We start from the raw sequence: 20,528 nt of genomic DNA, 5'->3' as shown, positions 1-20,528 counted from the left end.
TTACACTTCCTCAGCGCAGATTATTGACTGCCTGCATCACTTCATCTGTCATGACCACCATTTTAGCATTTAGTTGATAAGCACGTTCTTGGATAATCATATTGGAGATTTCCGTTGTCATGTCGGCGGAGGAAGCTTCCAGAACCCCTTGCCGAACTTCGGCACCCGGAACACGAATCGCTTCTCCGGAAAGAGCGGTTGCTTCAAAACCGCCGCTTGTTTTTTTCAGCCCATCCAGATTGGCAAACGTGAAAACGCCGAGATTTTGCTTTTCTTGGATGTTTGTTACCACAATGCTGTTTCCGTTCGGATCCAGAACCTCGTTGCCGGCGGAATCCACCAAATAATTCAAACCGTCTGCGTGCCGTGAAAGCTGAAAACTGCCGCCGCGCGTGTAGATGATTCGCCCCTGCGGTGTGCGAACCGCAAAGAAGTTCCGCGTATCTGGTAAAGCATAATCCTGCGGCTTGTTGGTCTGGGTTAAAGAAGCAGCAGAAAACACCGTGTCGGTTTTGTTGATTTTGCTGCCGTGGCCAACCTTCAATGCGGGGTTTGATCCCGGCTGCTTCACTTCGGTATAGAGAAGATCGGCAAAAGACGCTTTGTCTGCTTTGTATCCGCTTGTGCTTAGGTTCGAGATGTTGTTTGCGGTTACGTCAAGCGCTTTCTGAGACCATAGCATTCCGGCAGTTGCAGTATGAAAACCTGTGGTCATACCTTATCTTACACTCCCTTCTGTTTTTAGACTCTGCCAAGGTCGATTGCTTTGTCAAGCACTGTATCATAAATCTTGAGGGCTTGTGAACAGCTCTGAAGGCCTCGCTGTGCTGTCATGCCGCGGGTCAGCTCGGCTGCCATTTCCGTATTGGAGTTTTCCAGCGACTGCCACACCACCTGCGGCTGCGGATCGGCCGTCGCGCCGACACCTTGGAAAAATCCTTCCCCTACAATGGTTAGCTGCGCATTATCCGGAAAGCGGAAGACGCCGATGCTGCCTGCCGCTGCGCCGTTGATATAGAGATTGCCAGCCCCATCACTCGTTATATTGTCAGTACCAAGGTAGATCGGCTGGCCGTTTCTCCCAAGAACGCGCCCGGCACCGTTCAGCACCAGATAACCCTCTGCATCCAGATTAAAGCTGCCGTTGCGTGTGTAAGCTACACCGTCCGCGGTCTGCACGGCGAAAAATCCGTCGCCGGAAATTGCGAAGTCAAGCGCGCGTCCGGTGGAATTGAGGGAGCCCTGCGTGAAGTCAGTAACCGCCTCATCAACCGTTGTGCCGAGTGCCAAAGAGCCGATTTCGGTGGAAGCGCTATCAAGTCTGCTGGCAACCATTTCCCCGAATGTTTTCTGGGTAAGATGCTGCGCCTTGAAGCCGGTTGTGTTTGTGTTTGCCACATTGTTGCTGACTGTGTTCAGAATTCTGTTTTTTGTCAGCATACCGGAGGCAAGCGTGTAAAAGCCTCGCACCATAAGCTGAACCCTTCTTTCCCTACTGTTTCAAATAATTGCCAACGCTGTTCTTTAACTTTTTCAGTGCGCTGGAGTGTATCTGTGAAACGCGTGAGTCACTAATGCCGAGAATCTGTGAAATCTCGCGTATTTTTAACTCTTCTTTATAATAAAGCGAAATTACAATTTTTTCTTTTTCATCTAGGCGAGAGATGCTTTCAGCCAAAATCTCTTTTAGTTCCTTCTCTGCCATGGCCTGTTCCGGACCCTGGGAATCGGAACCGGTGTGAAGAGAAAGACTTTCGCAGCCCTTCTCGTAGATAAGCTCCTCAAACGAGAGCATATTCATGGAGCAAGTTTCTGCAAGCATTTTTTCGTAGTCCTCAGGGCTGACGTTCAGGTACTTTGCCAGCTCCGCGTCAGTTGGCTCCCTGCCAAGAGTGCAGCAGAGAGTTTCGCTCGCCTCGGTAAGCTGTTTTGAAAGCCGTTTCAAGCGGCGCGGAAAACAGTCCTGCCTACGAATATAATCAATCATGGCACCGCGGATGCGGATGGATGCGTAGGTTTCAAATTTCACGTTTTTGTCAAGCTCAAATTTCTGCACGGCATCCATCAGCGCAATGAGACCTTCGCTTACAAGGTCATCTAATTCGCTGAAGTATTCGTAGTGTCCTACGATTTTGCGCGCAATGCAGCGCACAAGGTAGCTGTAATGGCGGATCAGTTCGTCCCGCAATTCAGGTAGCCGGTCTTTTTTGTAACGAAGCCAAAGCTCCTGAATGGGCAGAAGAATGGTTTCTGCAGTCTGTGTCATTCAGCCGTGCTCCTTTCCGATAGAATCAAGGGGCGGTATCAGTCAACCGCAATATTGGCAACAGCTTGAATCTGCACGTTGTTTTCCAGTTCATTGAACGAGAGGACAACTGCTTTGGGGTAGAACTGCTGAAGCAGTTTACTGAAGTAGAGGCGCACAACGGGCGAGGTCAGAATGATTGGCGTGCTGATAACGTCTTTCACATTGGCGATGCATTCCGAGAGTTTGGTAATGATCTTTTGCGTCATCTGTGGATCGAGTGCAAGGTAGGTTCCATGCTCGTTCTTGGTGATGGAGTTGATGATGGTCTTTTCCACCTCGCTGTCGAGCGTAATGACGCGAATCTTTCCACCTTCCGACCACTGTCTTGTGATAGTGCGGCGGAGTGCCTGCCGCACATATTCGGTGAGCATTTCGGGATCATGCACCGTTGCATGGTTGGAAATCGTTTCGAGAATCGTCTCCATGTCCCGAATAGGAACTCCCTCTTTTAGCAGACAGCACAGCACCTTTTGCAGATTTGCCTGGGAAATAATGCCGGGAACCACATCGTTGACAAGCGGTTCGTTATATTTCTTGAGGTTTTCGAGAATCTGGCTGACATCCTGCCGCGAGAGCAATTCGCATGCGTGTTTGCGAACGGTCTCGGAGAGATGCGTGATGACCACGGAGAGCGGGTCAATTACCGTGTAGCCGTAGATTTCTGCCAAATCCTTTTTATCGGGGGTAATCCACTTGCTCGGAATTCCGTAGGCAGGTTCTATGGTGTCAATGCCGTCGATTTCACCGGTGAGGTTACCGGGGTCGAGAGCAAGATAATAATCCATTAAAATTTCGCCGCGGGCGACTTCTTCGCCCTTGATTTTAATGACATACTGGTTCGGGTTGAGGCTTGCGCTGTCGCGCAGACGCACGGCAGGGACAACCATGCCCATCTCTATGGCAAACTGTTTGCGGAACATAACAAGGCGCTCAATGAAGCTGCTGCCGCTCCGTTCATCGACCAGCGGAATGAGGCTGTAGCCAAAGTCCATTTCAATGGCGTCGAGCGGGAGAAGGTTGTAGATATTGTCAATGTTCTTGTAATATTCCACTTCATTCTCTGCGGCAGATCCGGCAGCTTCGCCGGCGGCGGGAGCAAGCTGGAGTTCCTCGGCCTTGTGTCTCCGCAAGATGGTGAAGCCAAGTGCGAGCATCAGTCCGGAAAGAACGAGCACCTGTAAAATCGGCATCCCCGGAATCAGACACATGGCAAGAAGTGCAAAGCCCGCGATTATAATAACGATTGGCTGGGAAACAAACTGGCCGGCGACATCTTTTCCGAGGGTAGAGTTAGAAGCGGCACGGGTAACAATCATGCCGGTCGCGGTTGAAATCAAAAGTGCGGGAACCTGCGAGACAAGACCGTCACCGACGGAGGCAATCGTGTAAATGTTGAGGACTTCGTCAAACGATTTGCCGCCCTGCACCATGCCGATGATTATGCCGGCAATCAGGTTGATGAAGGTTACGACGATTGCCATGATGGCGTCGCCTTTGACGAACTTGCTGGCACCGTCCATAGCACCGTAAAACTCTGCTTCACGCTGCACATCCGCGCGGCGTTCGCGGGCCTGCTTTTCGTCAATGAGGCCGGAGTTCAGGTCTGCGTCAATTGCCATCTGTTTGCCGGGCATTGCGTCCAAGCGGAACCTAGCAGCAACCTCAGACACGCGTTCGGCGCCTTTGGTGATGACGAGGAAGTTCACCAACACAATGATGAGGAAGACGATAAAGCCGACGACTATGTTACCCTGCAAAACGAAACTACCGAACGTCTTGATGACTTCGCCGCCGTAACCGTTGTTCGTCAGAATTTGACGCGTTGAGGAAATATTCAGCGCCAGACGGAACAATGTGGCAATCAGCAAAATAGACGGGAAAACGGAGAAGTCTAGCGCCGTGTGCACATACATGGTAAGGAGCAGCACCATGAGCGACAGGGTAATATTCAGAATGAACATTACGTCAAGCAGCTGGGTCGGCAGAGGGATAACAACGAGCGCGATAATGAGTATGACGAAAAATGCAACTGCATTGTTGAAGAGTTTCTTCAATTATCGGCTCATCTCCTTTTTAAGCTGAAAAACCCACGCCATGACAACTGCTAGCGCGGAGTAGAACTCGGTTGGAATTTCGGACCCAACTTCTACGGAGGCATACAAGGCGCGGGCAAGCGGCTTGTCCTCCCTCATCGGAATACCATACTGCTCTGCGATTTCTACAATGCGCAGGGCAACATAGTCCTGCCCTTTTGCGACAACGACCGGAGCATTGTCTTTATCCGGGTTGTAGCGCAGGGCAACGGCGTAATGCGTAGGGTTTCTAATGACCACATCTGCGGTCGGAACCTGCTGCATCATGCGCCTGCGTGACATCTCACGCTGCATCTGGCGGATGCGCCCCTTGATTTCGGGGTTGCCTTCCAGCTGTTTGAACTCTTCCTTAACTTCCTGCTTGGTCATCTTGATGTTGCGCTCGTATTCCCACCATTGGTAGAGATAGTCCGCAGCAGCAAGAGCAAGCAGCACAACGGAAATCTGAATGACGAGTTCCATCAGATCATTGAGAACCGCAACGGTGGACCGCAGGACGTCCGTTTGCATCATGGCCGTGCACTGAACGCGGATGTCGAGGATTTTGCGGTAGATGATGTAGCCGATGATGACCGTTTTAATAGCGGCTTTCAGAACCTCAATGACGGAACGTAGCGAAAAAAGTCGTTTAATTCCCTGTAAGGGACTGATGTTGTTGAGCTTAAACTTGATTTTCTCTCCGGAGAATTTGAACCTTGTCTGAACCCCCGTAACGAGGATTCCGGTGCCAGCTGCCGCGAGAAGAACGGGAGAGGAAAGCAGAAGAATCTGCATCCACATGGAGCGGTTTAGGCTGAGCGCGTAAGCAGTGGAGAGAGTGTCCTGCTCACCGATGGACTGAATGCTGGCCCTCATAATGTTGGAGAGGGAGCGGTAGATGTAAGGCATGGCGATGCGCAAGGCAAGGAAAACAATGAGAACGCAGAATGCGCTGACGGTATCGGCGCTTTGAAAGATATTACCTTTTTTGCGTTCGTCTTCGCGCTTTTTCGGCGTTGCCTTTTCGGTTTTTTCGGACGCCGACGCCATGAAATCCCCCCTCTGCCGTTAGGCCATATCCAATTATGTCAACAGCGAGTAAATTTCGCTGATATTTTCAAACATAACGTTGATAAGTTTTTCAATCAGTGATGAGAACGACGGCACCAGGAAAATGACCGCCAAAAAGCCGATGATGATTTTCATTTGAATCTCGATGGTAAAAATATCAATTTGCGGCACAGCCCTCATCATGATGCCAATGCCGACCTGCGCAATCATTTCAACGGCGATGAGAGGCAGACAGAGCTTTGCGGAGTAAATCAGCATAAGCCCGAAGCAACCGGCAAGATCCTTGAAGATAGTGGACGGAATCGCTGTGTCTCCGTAAGGAATCGCTGTGCCGAGCTTCACAAAAAGCTCCATCAAGGTCAGGTGCGAGTTTGTGAGGAAAAAAATCAGAAAAAACATTGCGTTGATCAGCGAAGCGGAGAGCGGCATCGAAATGTTGCTTTGCGGGTCGTAAATCTTCGACATGGAAATGCCGATTTGCATATCCATCTGTTCACCGGCCATGATGAAAACCGATTGTATCATTTGAATCAGGAAGCCGATGATAAGACCTATCAGCAGTTCCTTCACGCCGCAGACGACAAACACGATTGGTTTGGAGATTTCCAGCGACTTCTGCGGAAGAAACGGATAGGTAAAGAGAGTAAGCATAAGACAAAGGGCAGCGCGCGCCAAATTCGGAATGTTTTTTCTGCCGAAGATGGGGTTAAAAAGAATACAACCCGACATACGCAGAAACAGCATCATCAGTAAATTAAAGTTGTAATCAAGTTCCAACAGCGCACCACGCCTTTATGACAAGTTCACAATCTGGTCGAATATATATAGCGTAAAATCCTTCAGGTTTCCGAGCATCCATGCACCCATAATCACAAGTATGACAGCGATGGCAACGAGCTTCGGAACAAAGGCGACACTCTGCTCATGAATCTGCGTGGCAGCCTGCAGAATGGAAACGACCAGACCGACAGCCATACTGATGAGCAAAACAGGAGCCGAGACTTTCAGCATTGCAATCAAAGCTGCCTGAACGATTTGTGTTACCTGTGCTACGGACATAAGTCAATTCCTTTCCGGCTCACGCTAGAGGTTAAATGAAGTTGCCAGCGTTTTGAAGAGCAAGTCCCAACCATCGACAATGATGAAGAGCAGGAGCTTGAACGGCATGGAAACCATGTTCGGCGGAAGCATCACCATGCCCATGGACATCAGTGTGCTTGAAACAATCATGTCGATAATCAAAAACGGTATGTAAAGCAGGAAACCGATAATGAAAGCACGCTTGAGCTCACTGGTCATGAATGCTGGAATTACAACGGTAATGGAAAGATCCTTGGCCGCCACGTCGTCGCTGACTTTTCCGAGGCTGCGGAAAAGATTCAGGTCCTGCGTTTTGGTGTTTTTCAGCATGAACTCCTTGAGCGGCTCACTGGCCTTCTTCATGAACTCCTCTTGGGTGATGCGGGATTCCTTGTAAGGCTGGTAAGCCTCTGTGTTGATTTTTGACACAATCGGAGACATGATGAAAAGCGTGAGAAAAAGCGAAATGCCGATGAGCACTTGGTTCGGCGGAGTGTTCTGAAGACCAAGGGCATTCCTTAAGAACGAAAGAACAATCACGATGCGCGTGAAGCAGCTTGTCATGATGAGAATTGTGGGCAGCAGTGCGAGAATCGTCATCATCTCGATGATTTCGAGGGTGTTGACGCCCTCTCCGTTCACATTCACATTCACACTGCTGGCAGCGGAAGCTCTCATGGGCAGGAGAAGAAGAACGATGAGAAACACAGCCACGGAAAGCATGACCTTTCGGAAGGTTTTCTGCTTCGCCGATTTTTTAGGTTTTGCTGTCGTCACTGCCGTTGTTGTTTTTTCCGTTAAATCTGGTTGCATCCAATCTTCCTTTCAGGGCGGAGTTCAAGATATCCTTGAAACTCTGCTGAGCCATGGGCTTCGGCTGCTTCAATAAGTGCCTGTCAAGTTCCATGAGAATCTCTACTCGCTCATTTGAGAACGAAAGAAGGTAAACTCCGCCGCAGATTTCCGCAATCACAAGGCCCTTGTCCTGGGCAATGCTCACACGCTCGAGAATTCGGATATTGTTTGTGCTGCTGATTGCACCGGTGCGCTTCAGAAGAAACTTGCTCAGCGCCCAGCACAACCATAAGACGCCGACAACCGCCAGCAAGTAGAGGATAAGCTCCCCAAGCTGAGATGCCGAATCGAAGGAAAGTAAATACGGCATTTTCATGGGATTAACCTAAAATGCTTCTAACGGTTTTCATAATGCGGTCTGCCTTGAACGGTTTTACAATGAAATCTTTTGCACCATGTTTCAGAGCATCGACAACCATTGCTTCCTGTCCCATGGCAGAGCACATAATGATGTTGGCAGACGGATCTACACTTTTAATTTGCTTCAAGGCTTCCAATCCGTCCATTACCGGCATGGTAATATCCATAATTACAAGGTCCGGATGTTCGGCAGCGTATGTATTAACAGCTACTTGCCCGTTATTTGCTTCAATGATATTCGTATATCCGTTTTTGGACAGGGTGTCCTTAATCATCATTCTCATAAAGGCAGCATCGTCTACGAGCATTATTTTCTTATCCATGTGTCGTTCCTCCTAATTGAATGTTGAGTCATTATATCAGTTTCATCAATTCGCTGTTGATAACCTCGGTAATGCGGACACCGTAGTTGTCATCAACTACGACGACGTTCCCTTTTGCGATTGCTTTTCCGTTCACAAGAACATCCACCTGAGAACCGGCCTGACGGTTCAATTCTACAATTGTACCCGTTGTGAACTCAAGGATGTCTTTAATCTTCTTGCTTGTCCTTCCGATTTCAACGGTGATTTGAAGTGGAACGGACATAATCATATTCAAATTATTTGTTTCATTCTGCGTAAGCGATGGCGCTGCGTTGTCGAAATTCGGGTACACTGCATTTGTCACGCTGTAATTGGCAGGCGGCGCGTAATAGGGCGCCTGCATCGGCGCAGCAGGATACGGTGTTGCCGCTGGCGGAACAGAGGATACCGCGCCAGGAGCCGGAGCAACAGAACCCGCCGTGGGAACAGGCTGCGGAGCAGGGGCATTTGCAGGTGCAGCGGGAGCAGTTGCCGATGCGGGAGGAGTTGGTGTTGCAGGAGCTGTTGCCGTTGCGGTCGGAGCAGCGGGTGCAGCCGGAGCAACAGGCGGCGTGGTCGGTGCAGCAGGCGCTGATGCAGCCGGAGCAACAGGCGGCGTGGCCGGTGCAGCAGGCGCAGCCGCTGCTGTAGGCGCGGATGGAGCAACCGCCGGCGCGGATTCTGCCGAAGACTGGGCGTTTTCTTCTTCGCCGCCATCCAGTTGGAAGTTTGCGACAAGTTCTTTTGCAAGATCGGTGCGCATCAAGTTAATGAACTTACTTTTTACCACGTTACCGATGGAGAGGTCGAAGTATACTGCAACAATATCTTCACTGCCGCTCAAATATTTTTCACGGAATTCATCCCCAGACTGGATTGGGAAGGAAGTCGGCGGGGAGATAATGATGGAGCGATTCAAGAACTGTGACAGCGCGGTGGCAGAAGCCCCCATCATCTGGTTCATGACCTCACAGATGGCGCCGATGTTCATTTCATCCAGAACAAACTCGCGGTCTGAAAAATCTGTCTGGAGAAGAAGACCGACAATAACCTTGACGTCTTCTTCTTTTAATATCAAAATATTCTTTCCGGTAAGACCACTCACATATTTGATTTCGACACCGATTGCAGGCTCATAAAGTCTAATGTCGAATTCACTGGTCTTTACCAACTTTACTTCCGGAGTGGTAATGTTAACCTGTTGGCCAAGCAGCTGTGAAACTGAGGTGGCCGACGAGCCCAAACTGATGTTCAAAATCTCGCCAATTGCATCAATCTCCATCGGCGTTAAAAGTTCCGCATTATTTACTCCCAATGAAATCACCTTTTTTCTAATTAGTGCGGCTTAAAGAGCCTTTTCGACTTTTACTGCATAGTTTTTCCGCAATGTACCTAGTGTGCCCTTGAACCATTCCAGCTTCTCTACGTTGATGGTAATGGATCCAGGGCCTACCTTCGACTCAAGCGGAATAATATCACCCGGGTGAAGGTTAAGCAGTTCCCCAAGGGTAACCTCGGTGGAACCGAGAATCGCAGAGACTGTAAGAGGAGTTCCCTCCAGCTGTTTTAAGATGCTTTCTCGTTTAAGCTGCTTTTCATGGGGGGCATCATGCTTGTTTGCTTTCACGAACTTTGCATCGTAGCTTTTGAAAAGTTCTTCCAAAGAGCTCGCGGGAAGGCAAATATTGAGGTTGCCTTGAAGTTCATTAAGCGTGATGCTTAAAACAACGATTGCAACCGATTCATCCGGCTGAATGGATTGAACCATTTGAGGGTTGGTTTCAATGGAATCCATGCTGAAACTGATGTCAAAATAGTTGCTCCAAGAATCTCCCAGAAGATTGGCAAACTGCTTGAACAGGTATGTCAGCAAGGAAATCTCGATTTCCGTGTAATCGCGGTTTATGAGGTAACCTGAGCCGTTCCCTCCGAGGAGCTTGTCCAGCGCACTGAAGGAAATCGGCCGCGACATTTCCATTAAAATCTGTTTATCCTCTACATGATAGGTATCGCTGTGCAATCCCATGACGGCAACAAGCACAGAATCGCTGAGTGCATTTTCAAATTCGCGGTATTCTTCTTCTTCCACTTGAAGAACTTCCGTCTGACACGAAATTCGTAGCTGGCTGGAAAGGTAGAGGGAAAGCATACGTGAATAATTCTCAAAAACACTTTGAAGCAGGCGAATCTGTTCTCTTGTGAATTTTTTCGGAGAAAGAAAGTCATAATCTTTGATTTTCTGTGCAGCGGTTTGCTCTTCGATTTTTGTAAGGTCGGTATTTCCACTTTGCAGACTGCCTAGGAGTTCGTCAATTTGCTGCTGTGAGAGGACTTCGGCCATTAGTTACCACCTTCTCCGCACTAATATTCAATGGCAAAAGCCTATGTAAAACGTTTTGTCCCGTGCGGTAGACATCACGCTAATAATACTCGAATTTTAGGCCGAAGCACCGTCGGCAGGCCCCGGCGCATGCTTCGGTGCTCAAAAGGAAAATTCAAGAGGTTTCTTCTTCGCGGGAGGACCGCTTTCGGCTGTCTCCAGTTTTACCGGCGGAATGCCAATTGTAGACTTTTCGTTCATATTCAAGCACGCGGCGGTCTACTTCGCTGCGGCTTTCTTGAACCAGATAATACTTTCCGTTTGTCAAGAGAACTTTTGTTTCCGGGATGTTTAGAACAACCTCAATCAGGTGTTCGTTCAAAGAGAACTGTGTGCCGTCAAGCTGTGTTAGTTCAATCATTTTGTCCCCCTCATTTCAGCGTTTTTCCTGCCCCCATGAAAGGGGGCAGGAATATTACGGCTGATTATTTCATGTTTACAAGGGTTTGAAGCATTTCGTCCGCTGCGGTGATCACCTTGGTGTTTGCCTGGTATCCGCGCTCGTAAATAATCAGGTTGGAAAATTCGGTTGCTAGGTCTACGTTGGAGGCTTCAAGCGAACCGGTAATCAAGGTGTTCGTGCCATTTGTGCCCGGAGCGATAATATTCGGCGCACCGGAGTTATCGGTTCTGCCGTAGAAGCTGTTGCCGAGCTGAGACAGGCCGGCAGGGTTGGTGAAGGTTGCAAGGACAATCTGACCGACCTTAACGATTTCGCCGTCTTTGTTGCATGTAATGGTACCGTCGGAAGCGATTGAGATGTTGGAGATGTTTGTAGCCGTGGGAAGCTTGATTGCCTTGGGCGTGTTTCCCATGACGTTGTTCTCAGTATCGTATTGATAGCCGACGACGTAGTTGCCCGACCCAGCGGTCAGGTAGCCTGCACTGTCCCAAGAAAGGGTGCCGAGGCGTGTGTATTTGTAATCGGTAAAGGTATCGTCTACGTCGTTTTTGCTGCTGCCGCCGACGATGAGATAACCGTCGCCTTTAATGTAAACGTCGCTGGCTTTTCCGGTGGCGTTCTGTCCGCCGGCAGTTGTGTCGACGTTGATGCTGGAAGCTGCGGAGCCGTAACCAATCTGAGAAGGGTTTGTGCCTGCCGCGTTGTTGCTGTTGGCAGTGGCGCCGGAAATCTCCTGATACATGGTGTCACGGAAGGAAACGCTGCTGCTCTTAAAAGCATCGGTGTTAACGTTAGAAATGTTGTTACCTGTAACATCAATGCCGGTCATGTTGGCTTTTAATCCGGCAATCGCGGAAGTCATACATCTGAGCATATAAATAATCTCCCTTCATGTTTGGGAGCCGTTCGGGTTTCTCTGTCGTTCAAAACCCGGGTAACCTCCTTGGAAGGTCCGGTTACAGAATGACGGCTCCGTCAATATTTGTAAAAATGTTTTCCTTCATCTCATTGCCGTTCATGGAAGTGATGACAACTCGGTTAGGGATGTTCACGATGAAAGCCGTGTTTCCGTTGAGAATCAGGGCTTCTGTAACACCCTTTTTGCCGGCTTTGTCTACCGCATCGCTCATTTTGGTCATGAGCTGAGGAGAAACCTCAATTTGCCTTGCGCTGAGGCGTTCCATGGCGTGCTTTGAGAAGGTCAGGTTTACGCGGTTGTTCCGAACCGCTTCTTGCAGCATATCGGCGAAGGATGAAGTGCCTTCTGCCTTTTTGTGAGTCTGCTGTGCGGAATCGGACTGCGTCTGCGGAGAATAAACCGGGGAAATCAATGCCGAATAGTTTTTCATGAACTGAATGTCGTTCATGGAACCACCTCCCATCAGATGTTCTGTTCGGTGGGCTCGCTGTTGCTCTGGGCGTTTTCGGAATCCAGAATCTCCACAACATCCGAAACGTCGTAGGTTTGGTCGCCAACCTGGATGGTGCAGTCACCCGATGAGGAACTGAAAATCGCCTTTGAAACGGTTCCCGTAACATCCTTTGCCATTCCCGTAAGCGTATCGGTAGTGTGGATGTGCACGTTCTTGCCCACGAGGGATGAGGCATACTGCTTGGTCGCTTGCATCGTCTGGTTGTTGATGGCCTGAATGGCGGTGAAAAGCGTCAACTGTGTGATGTATTGGGTATCATCAGCTTCTGACGTAAGGCTTTGGTTCTGCATCTGGGCCGCCATGAGCTTCAGAAATCCCTGCATATCAAGGCCGTTCGATTTCTTTTTGCTGGCTGCCGCAGCGACAGAAGAAGCATCAATTGCCGACGTCCATGTTCCGGGAATATTGCTGATGGTTTCTGCCAAGACGGTTTCCTCCTTTCTTTTACGAAACTGCTGTTGTCTGCAGCAAGGTTAAGAAATCTGCTGCGCTGAACCCAGAAGTATTGCTTGTGTACCAAATGGTTGCTGCGCGCCGGCGTTCAGCCTCTTCTTGCTGCTGTTGCTGCTGTGCGGAAGACTGCTCCTGTTGTTGCTGCCCTGCAAGGTTTTGGTCGGTGTACTGCTGTGCATCGGGCTGCTGCGCCGTGACCTCAACCGTCTGGCCGGTGGTAGTTTGCAGAAGAGAACGAATCTCACCGGAGCTGGACGCGAGAAGGCTTTGCGTCTTTGGGTTTGCGGCGGCGATCTCAATGGTCAGGATACCTTTTTCCGCAACGAGCTTCACGGAAACTTTGCCGAGCGACTGCGGATAAAGGTCTATCTGGAACTGTCGCTTTCCTGTTTTGAGATGCTGTACGACCGCATTCGCAACCTGATTGGTCACAGGAGTTTTTGTAGCTGCTGGTGTGTCGGAAATCTGCACCACTACTTTTTCCGAAGAATATGGAACGGTTGCTTGGCGGGATGTCAAGGAAGGAATTTTATCCTTTTCTTCTTTCTGTGAGAGAATCGGTTCCCCGACGGTGCCGGACTGAACATCCGTGTCAAGCGGCTGTGCCTTCTGTGAAACCGCAAACGCTGCCTTTTCCGTTTCCGCAATCGGTTCAGTCATGGCAGTGGACGTTTGCTCCGATGTCTGTACGGCCGTTGCAGAGGAAAATTCTGCCTCGGTTGGCGTGCCGGTGATGTCCTGTCGGATTGCCGTATCCGTTGCCTCGGTCTGTTGCGGAGTCTGAACCGTTTGCACCGTCTGAGCTGTCGGTTCTGCCGATGCTGACGGAACTGTCGCTTCGGTCTCAGAAACTGCCTGTGTCAGCTGAGTGGCCTGAGCCGCCGAAACTGTCTGTGCCGGAGCTTGAGCCGTAACCGCTTGCGGTGTTTCCACAAAGACTTCAGAAAGCACTTGTTGCGTCTGCAGGTTTTCGGTTGCCGATACCGCAGTTTGTTGTGCCTGTAAGTTTTCGGCTGTTGCCGCAATCGTAGCACTTCGTTGCGCCTGCAAGTCTTCGGTTACTGCCGGAAAAGCACTTTGCAATGCCTGAGCATCTACGTTTGGCACGGAACCCGAAGGAACTTCGCCAGCGGCAGTTTGCTGCGCCGCGAAAAGCATGGCCTGCGAAAGCGTGGTCTGCGTACTGTCGCCGGAAAGCGATGGCGGAGATTCTTCGTCAGGCCGGTCTTTAGGATTAGAAACGGAAATATTGCCGGATGCTGTGCCGGAAGACGCGGCTTTAGCCGACTGTGCCGTCTTCAAAAGCATAGAGCGAAATTTGCCGGAACGTTGCGTATTCGCTGCCGTCAGCTGAACCATGGCCTGCTGCATATCCTGTGTGCGCGGCTTTGCGCTGAGCTGCTGAATCATTTTTTCATCTCCTTTCCGCTCAAATGCTATCTATTAAGAAGAAAGATAATCAAAGGAATGTGCGTCAGCCTGCCTTAACGTGGGTGTGGCTGACAAATTCTTCAATGAACAGTTCCTGTTCCTTCTGGGCTTCGTAGCGATACGCCGCAAGTTGATGGTCTTTTATGCGCTCGAGGCCGGAAATGTCACTGTTCATTTTAATGATTTCTTGCTGTTTTGCGGTGATTTGCTGCTCAACAGCACGGAGGTCTGCCTTAAGAGATAGGATGCGGCGATTTATCGCTGCAAGGAAATTTTTATAGGAAGCAATTTCGCGGCGCGTCATTCCTTCCATCATTTTCACAATCAGAGTTTGATTGGTGTTGTCAAATTCAAGGTTCGCCTGCTCGATTTGCTCGAGAATCTCGAGACGGCGGGCTTGCAATACGGAAAGCTCGTTTTTGAGCATTCCAAGCAGCTGCTGCTTATATCCGAGTACTTTTTCAAGGGAAAAAACGAACTTTTTCATCTCGTTATATCTCTTTCATCAGTTGTTCGGTTTCTTCAGCGGTGAAGCTCTCATCGACCTGCTGCGTCAAAAAAGCATTGATTTTGTCGATTTTGGAAACAGCTTCATCGAGCTTGCGGTTCATGCCGGGCTTGTAAGCACCGATCGAAATCAGGTCATAGTTTTGGTAGTAGACAGAAAGGAGATCGCGTATCTTCGCTGCCAGTGCCCGATGTTCCGGAGAAACAATGTCAGTCATCAGACGGGAAATGCTCGCATTGATGTCGATTGCCGGATAATGGTTCTGCGAGGCGAGCTGGCGGGAAAGAACGATATGGCCGTCCAGAATACCTCGAACGGTGTCGGCAATCGGCTCGTTGGTGTCGTCCCCTTCCACGAGGACGGTGTAAATTCCGGTAATGGAGCCGGTCTTGAAGTTTCCGCTTCGCTCCAGAAGTTTGGGGAGTTCCGCGTAAATGGATGGGGTATAGCCGCGCGCGATGGGCGGTTCGCCGGTCAAGAGACCGATTTCGCGCTGCGCCATGGCAAATCTCGTCAGGGAATCCATCATCAGCAGAACGTCTTTGCCTTGGTCGCGGAAATATTCGGCAATTGCGGTGGCAACGGAGGGGCATTTTGCCCGAAACATTGCCGGCTGGTCGGAAGTCGCGACCACGAGAACGGAACGGGCGAGGCCTTCCTCGCCGAGGTCCTTTTCGATGAATTCCTTGACTTCTCTGCCGCGCTCGCCGACGAGGGCAATCACGTTCACGTCGCTTTTGACGTGTTTAGCAATCATGCCCATCAGGGTGCTTTTGCCGACGCCGCTTCCGGCGAAGATTCCCATTCTCTGCCCTTTGCCGATGGTGAGCATTCCGTCGATTGCCTTGATGCCGTAGCTGAGCGGCTCGGTAATGCGCGGACGTTCCAATGGATTGGTATAGCCTGCGTCAATATCGTAGTACTGCTCAGGCTCAAACGGGCCAAGCCCGTCAATCGGTTTGCCGGTGGAGTCAATCGTGCGGCCGATAAGAAAATCACCGACCGGTACGCGCAGCTTGTGCTCGGTGTTAACAACGATGCTGCCAAGCCCGACGCCCCTGACATCGCCGTAGGCCATGAGCAAGAGGTTGCCTTCTTTGAATCCAACGACTTCTGCCGTGACGTTTTCCACGTCGTCGACTTCTATGGTGCAGATGTCGCCGATTTTGCCCTCCAGTCCCGAGGCTTCGATCATCATTCCGCTGATGTTTTTCACTTTTCCTTTATAGCAAAGCGGATCAGCTTTGGAAACGATCTCGCACGCCGCGCGCAAATCAATCATAATCAAGAACCCACTCCGTGAATGATTTTTTAGTGGTTCGGCTTTTTCCGAGCTGCTTCCGAAATTGCCTGCCGCAGTTTTGTCAGCTGGCTATTGATGCTCGCGTCGATTACTTGGTCAGGCATTTCAATAACGCATCCTCCGTCTTCCATATCCGATGCAACAATCACTTTGACGCTGTCGGAAATACCCTTCAGCGCCTCGACGATGCTGCTGTCCGCTTTCAAAAGAATGTTTGCGGAGTCTTGTGGAACGTAAATGCGAATCCACTCCTGATTCCGGTACTCTTCCAAAGCGGAGAGGATAATACTGTGCAGAGCCTTCTCATCGGTGTGGAGTTCATGTTTGAGAATTGCCTGTGCCATAGAGGTGGAAAGCTCGATGAGATCATCTTGAAATTCGCGGAGAATTTTTGTTTTGGATTTCTCAACTGCCTCAATCATCATTCCGAGCTCATCGAGTGTCTTTCGGTTTTCAGCCTGTGCATCCCTTTTGCCGGCTTCGTAGCCTTCTTCATAGCCGCGCTCGGAGCCTTCCTGTTTGCCTCTTTTCAGGCCTTCGGCGTAGCCGTCGGTATAGCCATGCTGTTTAGCTTCCGCACTTTGTGCCGCAATAGTTTCATGCGCCTGCCGAAGCTGTTCTGCTTGGTAGCGCTGTGCAGACTGAACGATTTCTTGTGCTTTTTCAAAAGCACGCTCCAGAATCAATCGGCCTTGCGCCAAGGCGTCGGAATTATCAGGTTCCCTTTTTGATTGGGAACTTTGCTGTTCCGTTTTTACTGCCGGCTCTACTGATGTTTGCTGCGGTGGCTGTTCGGATAGTTTCGGCTGTGGTTCTGGTTGTTGTTTGAATTCTAACTCAAATGGCTGCAATTCTAATGGTTTAACCGTATCGTTGGCAAAATCCGTGTATTCTATGGGGTGGTAATCGGAAATGATTGGTGAGTATTGGCCGGGATGTATGACCTTACTCAATGATCTCATCCTTTCCGCCCTTGGTAATTACGATTTCGCCCTCACTTTCCAGACGGCGGATAACTCCAACAATTCTTTGCTGCGCTTCTTCAACATCCTTCAGACGGACATTGTGCGTATATTCGAGGTCGGTTTTGACCGTATCGGCAGCACGGTTGGACATATTGCGGAAAATGACATCCCGAACTTCCTGGTTCGCACCTTTAAGGGCAAACACGAGGTCTCTGTTATCGACTTCGCGAAGGAAGCGCTGAATGGACATATCGTCGAGACCGGTGATATCTTCAAACACGAACATCTTCTTGCGGATTTCCTCCGAAAGATTCTCATCTTTCCGATTGAGTTCATCGAAGATATTCTTTTCTGCGGTTCTGTCCATGTTATTCATAACGTCGGCTGCGTAGTCAACACCGCCGAAGGTGGTAAAGTCCATATCGAAAATGTTGGAGAATTTGTTTGCGAGATTTTCTTCGACAATTTTTACGACTTCCGGCGAGGTGCGATCCATGGTGGCAATGCGCTGGAGAACGTCTACCTGCTTGTCCGGCGGAAGCTCACTGATTACCGTCGCAGCCTGGTCGGGCCTTGTGTAGGAAAGAATCAGTGCGATGGTTTGCGGATGCTCATTCTGAATGATTGTCAACAGGTTCTTGTAGTCTGCTTTGCGCAGGAACTCAAACGCCCTGGAACGAAGGGATTTCGTAACGCGCTCAAGCAGAGAGGTAGCTTCCTGGGGGCCGTAGGCCTTTTCCAGAACACTGCGCGCATATTCCACGCCGCCGTCGTTAATCACTTTTTCCGTCAGGCAAAGGTTGTAAAAATCATTGAGGATTTCATCCATTTGCTCGGCCGAAACGTGCGATGTGCGTGCAATTTCGTAAGTAATCTGCTCCAGCTCATCTTCGCGAAGATATTTATAAATCTTTGAAGCCGTATCACTGCCAAGGGCGATAATCACGGCTGCAGCCTTCTGGGCACCGGTGAGTTTTGTTTTCGGATCAGCCATGTTTGTCGTCCCCCTTTAGCCAGCTGCGGATCAGCTGGGCTGCGATCTCAGGATTGCGGTCAGAGAATTCCTGCAGCTCGGTCTTGACGCGCTGTTCCTTGCCGTTTGCGGCATTGCGGATGGCTTCAATGGATTCGATTTGCATGTCATCCTCATCTTCTTGTTCCTCTGCCGGCTGAGATTCCTCTGCCGGAGCTTCTTCGGATTCTTCCGCTTCCTCTTCGGATTCCTCCTCTTCGTTGCCGTTTTCTGCTTCTTCCTCTTCTTCGGTGCCTTCTTCCACTTCTTCCTCTGGCAGTTCCTCAGGAGCATAAGGCTGCAGGTTTGCAAGCATCTTCTCACGTCTTGCCTTTCTGCGCTCACTCACCAAAAGAACAATGAGGAGAATGACCAGTAAGAGAAGTACACCCAGAATAATCAGAACAAGCTGGTTGTTTGCCATGGAACCGAGAAGGTCTGTAAGGGAAACGGCCTGTGTTTCAGCTTGTGAAACAGTAGAGTTAATCGGTGCCGCCATGATTGCTACTTTACTGATGTCTACGGCAGCTGCGTTTGCAACCAGTTCCGTGACTTCCTGCTTTTTGTCATCGGTCATGTTGTCGGTGTTGATGACAACAGCAACCGTGAGGTCATCAAGAGCGGCAGCGTCGCTCTGAACCTGCTGCTGCACTTTGCTGACGAGATAATCGTAAGTTTTGCTGTCCTTTGTCGTGATGACGCCGTTGCTTACGGTCACGCCGGGATAGGTTGTCGTTGTGTGGTCCACATTGCTTGTGGTTCCCGCAACACCGCCGACAGCGGAACTGGGTGATGTCGTTTCAATTGTCTCTTCCGAGTGGCTGACAACGCCTTTGCCGTCACTGGTGGAAGGAGTGTATGTAATAATATCCTCAATTTTCTTGTCAAGGTCCATTTTGCTTTTTACGCTTACGCTGAGGTTGTTCCTTCCGTACGCCTGAGCGAGAAGGTTCATAATTTTGTTTTCCAAGCTTTCTTCATACTGCTTTTCAATTTTCAGCTTGAACTCGGAAAGCGTAATCTGCATGGAATGCGAGGCTTCCGAAGAACTTTCCGAAGATGTCAGTTCTTCGCCGGTGGAGGTGTCCATGACGGTAACATCATCGACCGAAAGGTTCGGTACGCTTTTGGCAACGAGCTGTTTAATGCCGTTGACTTGCTTCGCGTCAAGCGTTTTTCCTTTTGCAAGGCTAATGGCAACCGACGCAGAAGCTCCGCTCTTATTATCTTCCCATGCGTAGTCGGTGCTGTTCGGAAGACTAATCGTTACATACGCCTTATTGACCGAGTCGAGCGTTTCAATGACGGAGCCGAGACGCGTTTCGAGCTGATACCTCTCGATAATCTTGCGTTCCTCATCGGTCGTCATGACACCCACATTTTGCGTGAAGAAATCGTAGTTAGGGGCAGATTTTGGATAGCCTTCGTTTGCAAGCTGCATACGCGCCGAGTTTTCGCTGGATTTCTCTACATATATGGTACCGTCTTTGTATTGATAGCCTATATTCATGGAGCGCAGCTCATTTGTAATTTCCTGTGCTTCACTGTTATCAATGCCCGAATAGAGAACGGTGTACTGAGTTCTGTTCATGAGTACAGCGGTGATTATGGCGATTAACAATGCAGCACCAAGGCAGGAAAATAAGATTATTTTCGCTTTTTTCGTGAGGTTGCCCCAAAAAGCCTTGATGGCTTCGATTGCTTTCTTTATTTGCTCGTTCATTGGTGAGAACGGACCGCCCTTCTCCATAGATTATTCAGACACTGATATTCGAGATTTCCTTGTATGCGTCGAGAAGTTTATTTCGCAGCTGAACAACCATGTTAACGGAGAGAGTAGCTTTTTGAGATGCAATGAGCGCAGCGTGAAGATCATCCGTCTGGCCGGTTGCCAGCTTCGTAATTTCGCTGTCGAGAACAGCACTCGTTTCTTTCACATTTTCAATGGCATCTTCAAACAACGACTGAAACGGAATCGCAACAGAACCCGTATTTTCCGTTGCCGCGGAGGTCTTTTCAGCCTGATGCAGAGATTCAATTGACTCAATTGGAACAATTGGCTGAATTGTGTTCATCTCATTCACTTCCCAAGTTCAAGGGCCTTAGTGGCCATATTTTTTACAGCGTCGAAAGCCGTGAGGTTTGCGTTGTATGCGCGCGAAGCGGCCATCATATCGGTTGTTTCCTGTATTAAATCAACATTCGGTTTTTCCACATATCCCTGAGCATTGGCGTCCGGATTAGTAGGGTCATATTCAACATTAAACGGAGTCTGGTCTTCCACGATACCGGTTACCTTTACACCCTGCGGAACAGCGGCATCTCCGTTTCCGTTCACCTGGGCTTCCAGCATGTTGCGGAAGGTCTGTGCAGTATCTGCACACTCATATACCACCATTTTGCGGCGGTAAGGGCCCCCCCTCACTTGTCCTGGTGGTCTCGGCGTTGGAAAGATTTTCAGCGATAACATCCATGCGGAGCCGGCTTGCAGTCAGCCCAGAACCGCTGATGTCGAGGGAACTCAAAAAGGCCATGGAGAAAAACTCCTTT

The 20,528-nt window shown here is 49.8% G+C and carries 23 protein-coding genes and 1 pseudogene; all 24 read right to left on the bottom strand.

Annotated features, from left to right (window positions below; genetic code table 11):
* Window positions 1-10 precede the first annotated feature (10 nt).
* The 24 genes and pseudogenes from NOG13_RS01065 to flgC all read right to left on the bottom strand — a co-directional run bounded on the left by NOG13_RS01065 (window position 11) and on the right by flgC (window position 20,512).
* Complete coding sequence (locus tag NOG13_RS01065) at window positions 11-715, bottom strand: flagellar hook-basal body protein (protein ID WP_283110471.1); 705 nt, start codon at window positions 713-715, stop codon at window positions 11-13.
* Between the two features lie 26 nt (window positions 716-741).
* A complete protein-coding gene (locus NOG13_RS01060) occupies window positions 742-1,473 on the bottom strand; it encodes a flagellar hook-basal body protein (protein WP_283110470.1) in 732 nt (243 codons plus the stop codon).
* Window positions 1,474-1,492: 19 nt separating this feature from the next.
* Window positions 1,493-2,266 carry a sigma-70 family RNA polymerase sigma factor gene (locus NOG13_RS01055; protein WP_283110469.1) on the bottom strand — a complete coding sequence of 258 codons (774 nt, stop codon included), beginning with the start codon at window positions 2,264-2,266 and terminating at the stop codon, window positions 1,493-1,495.
* Window positions 2,267-2,304: 38 nt separating this feature from the next.
* Window positions 2,305-4,362 carry a flagellar biosynthesis protein FlhA gene (gene flhA / locus NOG13_RS01050; protein WP_283110468.1) on the bottom strand — a complete coding sequence of 686 codons (2,058 nt, stop codon included), beginning with the start codon at window positions 4,360-4,362 and terminating at the stop codon, window positions 2,305-2,307.
* The gene (gene flhB, locus NOG13_RS01045) at window positions 4,363-5,430 is read right to left on the bottom strand and encodes a flagellar biosynthesis protein FlhB (RefSeq protein ID WP_283110467.1); all 1,068 of its coding nucleotides are present in this window, start codon (window positions 5,428-5,430) and stop codon (window positions 4,363-4,365) included. It lies immediately after the preceding gene.
* A 33-nt stretch (window positions 5,431-5,463) separates the two neighbouring features.
* Window positions 5,464-6,228, bottom strand: a complete 765-nt coding sequence (locus NOG13_RS01040; protein ID WP_283110466.1) for a flagellar biosynthetic protein FliR — start codon at window positions 6,226-6,228, stop codon at window positions 5,464-5,466.
* Window positions 6,229-6,243: 15 nt separating this feature from the next.
* Window positions 6,244-6,510, bottom strand: a complete 267-nt coding sequence (gene fliQ, locus NOG13_RS01035; protein ID WP_283110465.1) for a flagellar biosynthesis protein FliQ — start codon at window positions 6,508-6,510, stop codon at window positions 6,244-6,246.
* Between the two features lie 24 nt (window positions 6,511-6,534).
* Window positions 6,535-7,344, bottom strand: a complete 810-nt coding sequence (gene fliP / locus NOG13_RS01030) for a flagellar type III secretion system pore protein FliP (RefSeq protein ID WP_346347659.1) — start codon at window positions 7,342-7,344, stop codon at window positions 6,535-6,537.
* Complete coding sequence (locus NOG13_RS01025) at window positions 7,289-7,702, bottom strand: FliO/MopB family protein (protein ID WP_283110464.1); 414 nt, start codon at window positions 7,700-7,702, stop codon at window positions 7,289-7,291. Before NOG13_RS01025 ends, fliP begins: the two co-directional genes overlap by 56 nt.
* Before the next feature lie 4 nt (window positions 7,703-7,706).
* The gene (locus tag NOG13_RS01020; RefSeq protein ID WP_283110463.1) at window positions 7,707-8,069 is read right to left on the bottom strand and encodes a response regulator; all 363 of its coding nucleotides are present in this window, start codon (window positions 8,067-8,069) and stop codon (window positions 7,707-7,709) included.
* A 31-nt stretch (window positions 8,070-8,100) separates the two neighbouring features.
* Window positions 8,101-9,405, bottom strand: coding sequence for a flagellar motor switch phosphatase FliY (fliY, locus tag NOG13_RS01015; protein WP_283110462.1), 1,305 nt, complete (start codon window positions 9,403-9,405; stop codon window positions 8,101-8,103).
* A gap of 30 nt (window positions 9,406-9,435) precedes the next feature.
* Window positions 9,436-10,431, bottom strand: a complete 996-nt coding sequence (gene fliM, locus NOG13_RS01010) for a flagellar motor switch protein FliM (protein ID WP_283110461.1) — start codon at window positions 10,429-10,431, stop codon at window positions 9,436-9,438.
* A 154-nt stretch (window positions 10,432-10,585) separates the two neighbouring features.
* Window positions 10,586-10,831, bottom strand: coding sequence for a flagellar FlbD family protein (locus NOG13_RS01005; RefSeq protein ID WP_283110460.1), 246 nt, complete (start codon window positions 10,829-10,831; stop codon window positions 10,586-10,588).
* A gap of 64 nt (window positions 10,832-10,895) precedes the next feature.
* Entirely contained in the window at window positions 10,896-11,747 is an 852-nt protein-coding gene (locus tag NOG13_RS01000) for a flagellar hook-basal body complex protein (protein WP_283110459.1), read from the bottom strand.
* Window positions 11,748-11,829: 82 nt separating this feature from the next.
* Entirely contained in the window at window positions 11,830-12,240 is a 411-nt protein-coding gene (locus NOG13_RS00995) for a TIGR02530 family flagellar biosynthesis protein (protein WP_283110458.1), read from the bottom strand.
* Window positions 12,241-12,254: 14 nt separating this feature from the next.
* Window positions 12,255-12,731, bottom strand: coding sequence for a flagellar hook capping FlgD N-terminal domain-containing protein (locus NOG13_RS00990; RefSeq protein WP_283110457.1), 477 nt, complete (start codon window positions 12,729-12,731; stop codon window positions 12,255-12,257).
* Window positions 12,732-12,750: 19 nt separating this feature from the next.
* Complete coding sequence (locus NOG13_RS00985; protein WP_283110456.1) at window positions 12,751-14,169, bottom strand: flagellar hook-length control protein FliK; 1,419 nt, start codon at window positions 14,167-14,169, stop codon at window positions 12,751-12,753.
* A 64-nt stretch (window positions 14,170-14,233) separates the two neighbouring features.
* A complete protein-coding gene (locus NOG13_RS00980) occupies window positions 14,234-14,677 on the bottom strand; it encodes a flagellar export protein FliJ (RefSeq protein ID WP_283110455.1) in 444 nt (147 codons plus the stop codon).
* Window positions 14,678-14,681: 4 nt separating this feature from the next.
* Complete coding sequence (fliI, locus tag NOG13_RS00975; protein ID WP_283111199.1) at window positions 14,682-15,980, bottom strand: flagellar protein export ATPase FliI; 1,299 nt, start codon at window positions 15,978-15,980, stop codon at window positions 14,682-14,684.
* 29 nt (window positions 15,981-16,009) lie between these two features.
* On the bottom strand, window positions 16,010-16,687 hold the full coding sequence (locus NOG13_RS00970) for a FliH/SctL family protein (protein WP_283110454.1): 678 nt from the start codon (window positions 16,685-16,687) through the stop codon (window positions 16,010-16,012).
* Window positions 16,688-16,946: 259 nt separating this feature from the next.
* Complete coding sequence (gene fliG, locus NOG13_RS00965; RefSeq protein WP_283110453.1) at window positions 16,947-17,960, bottom strand: flagellar motor switch protein FliG; 1,014 nt, start codon at window positions 17,958-17,960, stop codon at window positions 16,947-16,949.
* The gene (gene fliF / locus NOG13_RS00960) at window positions 17,953-19,701 is read right to left on the bottom strand and encodes a flagellar basal-body MS-ring/collar protein FliF (protein WP_283110452.1); all 1,749 of its coding nucleotides are present in this window, start codon (window positions 19,699-19,701) and stop codon (window positions 17,953-17,955) included. Before fliF ends, fliG begins: the two co-directional genes overlap by 8 nt.
* Before the next feature lie 34 nt (window positions 19,702-19,735).
* The gene (gene fliE / locus NOG13_RS00955) at window positions 19,736-20,053 is read right to left on the bottom strand and encodes a flagellar hook-basal body complex protein FliE (RefSeq protein ID WP_283110451.1); all 318 of its coding nucleotides are present in this window, start codon (window positions 20,051-20,053) and stop codon (window positions 19,736-19,738) included.
* 5 nt (window positions 20,054-20,058) lie between these two features.
* Window positions 20,059-20,512: pseudogene (gene flgC / locus NOG13_RS00950) on the bottom strand (flagellar basal body rod protein FlgC).
* Window positions 20,513-20,528 lie beyond the last annotated feature (16 nt).

Origin of the sequence: Thermocaproicibacter melissae (assembly GCF_024498295.1) — a bacterium.
Classification (GTDB): domain Bacteria; phylum Bacillota; class Clostridia; order Oscillospirales; family Acutalibacteraceae; genus Thermocaproicibacter; species Thermocaproicibacter melissae.
The sequence above is the reverse complement of the archived record's forward strand: the minus strand, read 5'-3'. Positions and strand labels throughout refer to the sequence as shown.

Excerpts from the sequence above, each read along its gene's own strand:
- NOG13_RS01065 (WP_283110471.1), bottom strand. The coding sequence starts at position 715 with ATGACCACAGGTTTTCATACTGCAACTGCCGGAATGCTATGGTCTCAG.
- NOG13_RS01060 (WP_283110470.1), bottom strand. The coding sequence starts at position 1,473 with ATGGTGCGAGGCTTTTACACGCTTGCCTCCGGTATGCTGACAAAAAAC.
- NOG13_RS01055 (WP_283110469.1), bottom strand. The coding sequence starts at position 2,266 with ATGACACAGACTGCAGAAACCATTCTTCTGCCCATTCAGGAGCTTTGG.
- flhB (WP_283110467.1), bottom strand. The coding sequence starts at position 5,430 with ATGGCGTCGGCGTCCGAAAAAACCGAAAAGGCAACGCCGAAAAAGCGC.
- fliQ (WP_283110465.1), bottom strand. The coding sequence starts at position 6,510 with ATGTCCGTAGCACAGGTAACACAAATCGTTCAGGCAGCTTTGATTGCA.
- fliP (WP_346347659.1), bottom strand. The coding sequence starts at position 7,344 with ATGCAACCAGATTTAACGGAAAAAACAACAACGGCAGTGACGACAGCA.
- NOG13_RS01025 (WP_283110464.1), bottom strand. The coding sequence starts at position 7,702 with ATGAAAATGCCGTATTTACTTTCCTTCGATTCGGCATCTCAGCTTGGG.
- NOG13_RS01020 (WP_283110463.1), bottom strand. The coding sequence starts at position 8,069 with ATGGATAAGAAAATAATGCTCGTAGACGATGCTGCCTTTATGAGAATG.
- fliM (WP_283110461.1), bottom strand. The coding sequence starts at position 10,431 with ATGGCCGAAGTCCTCTCACAGCAGCAAATTGACGAACTCCTAGGCAGT.
- NOG13_RS01005 (WP_283110460.1), bottom strand. The coding sequence starts at position 10,831 with ATGATTGAACTAACACAGCTTGACGGCACACAGTTCTCTTTGAACGAA.
- NOG13_RS01000 (WP_283110459.1), bottom strand. The coding sequence starts at position 11,747 with ATGCTCAGATGTATGACTTCCGCGATTGCCGGATTAAAAGCCAACATG.
- NOG13_RS00995 (WP_283110458.1), bottom strand. The coding sequence starts at position 12,240 with ATGAACGACATTCAGTTCATGAAAAACTATTCGGCATTGATTTCCCCG.
- NOG13_RS00985 (WP_283110456.1), bottom strand. The coding sequence starts at position 14,169 with ATGATTCAGCAGCTCAGCGCAAAGCCGCGCACACAGGATATGCAGCAG.
- NOG13_RS00980 (WP_283110455.1), bottom strand. The coding sequence starts at position 14,677 with ATGAAAAAGTTCGTTTTTTCCCTTGAAAAAGTACTCGGATATAAGCAG.
- fliI (WP_283111199.1), bottom strand. The coding sequence starts at position 15,980 with ATGATTGATTTGCGCGCGGCGTGCGAGATCGTTTCCAAAGCTGATCCG.
- fliG (WP_283110453.1), bottom strand. The coding sequence starts at position 17,960 with ATGGCTGATCCGAAAACAAAACTCACCGGTGCCCAGAAGGCTGCAGCC.
- fliF (WP_283110452.1), bottom strand. The coding sequence starts at position 19,701 with ATGAACGAGCAAATAAAGAAAGCAATCGAAGCCATCAAGGCTTTTTGG.
- fliE (WP_283110451.1), bottom strand. The coding sequence starts at position 20,053 with ATGAACACAATTCAGCCAATTGTTCCAATTGAGTCAATTGAATCTCTG.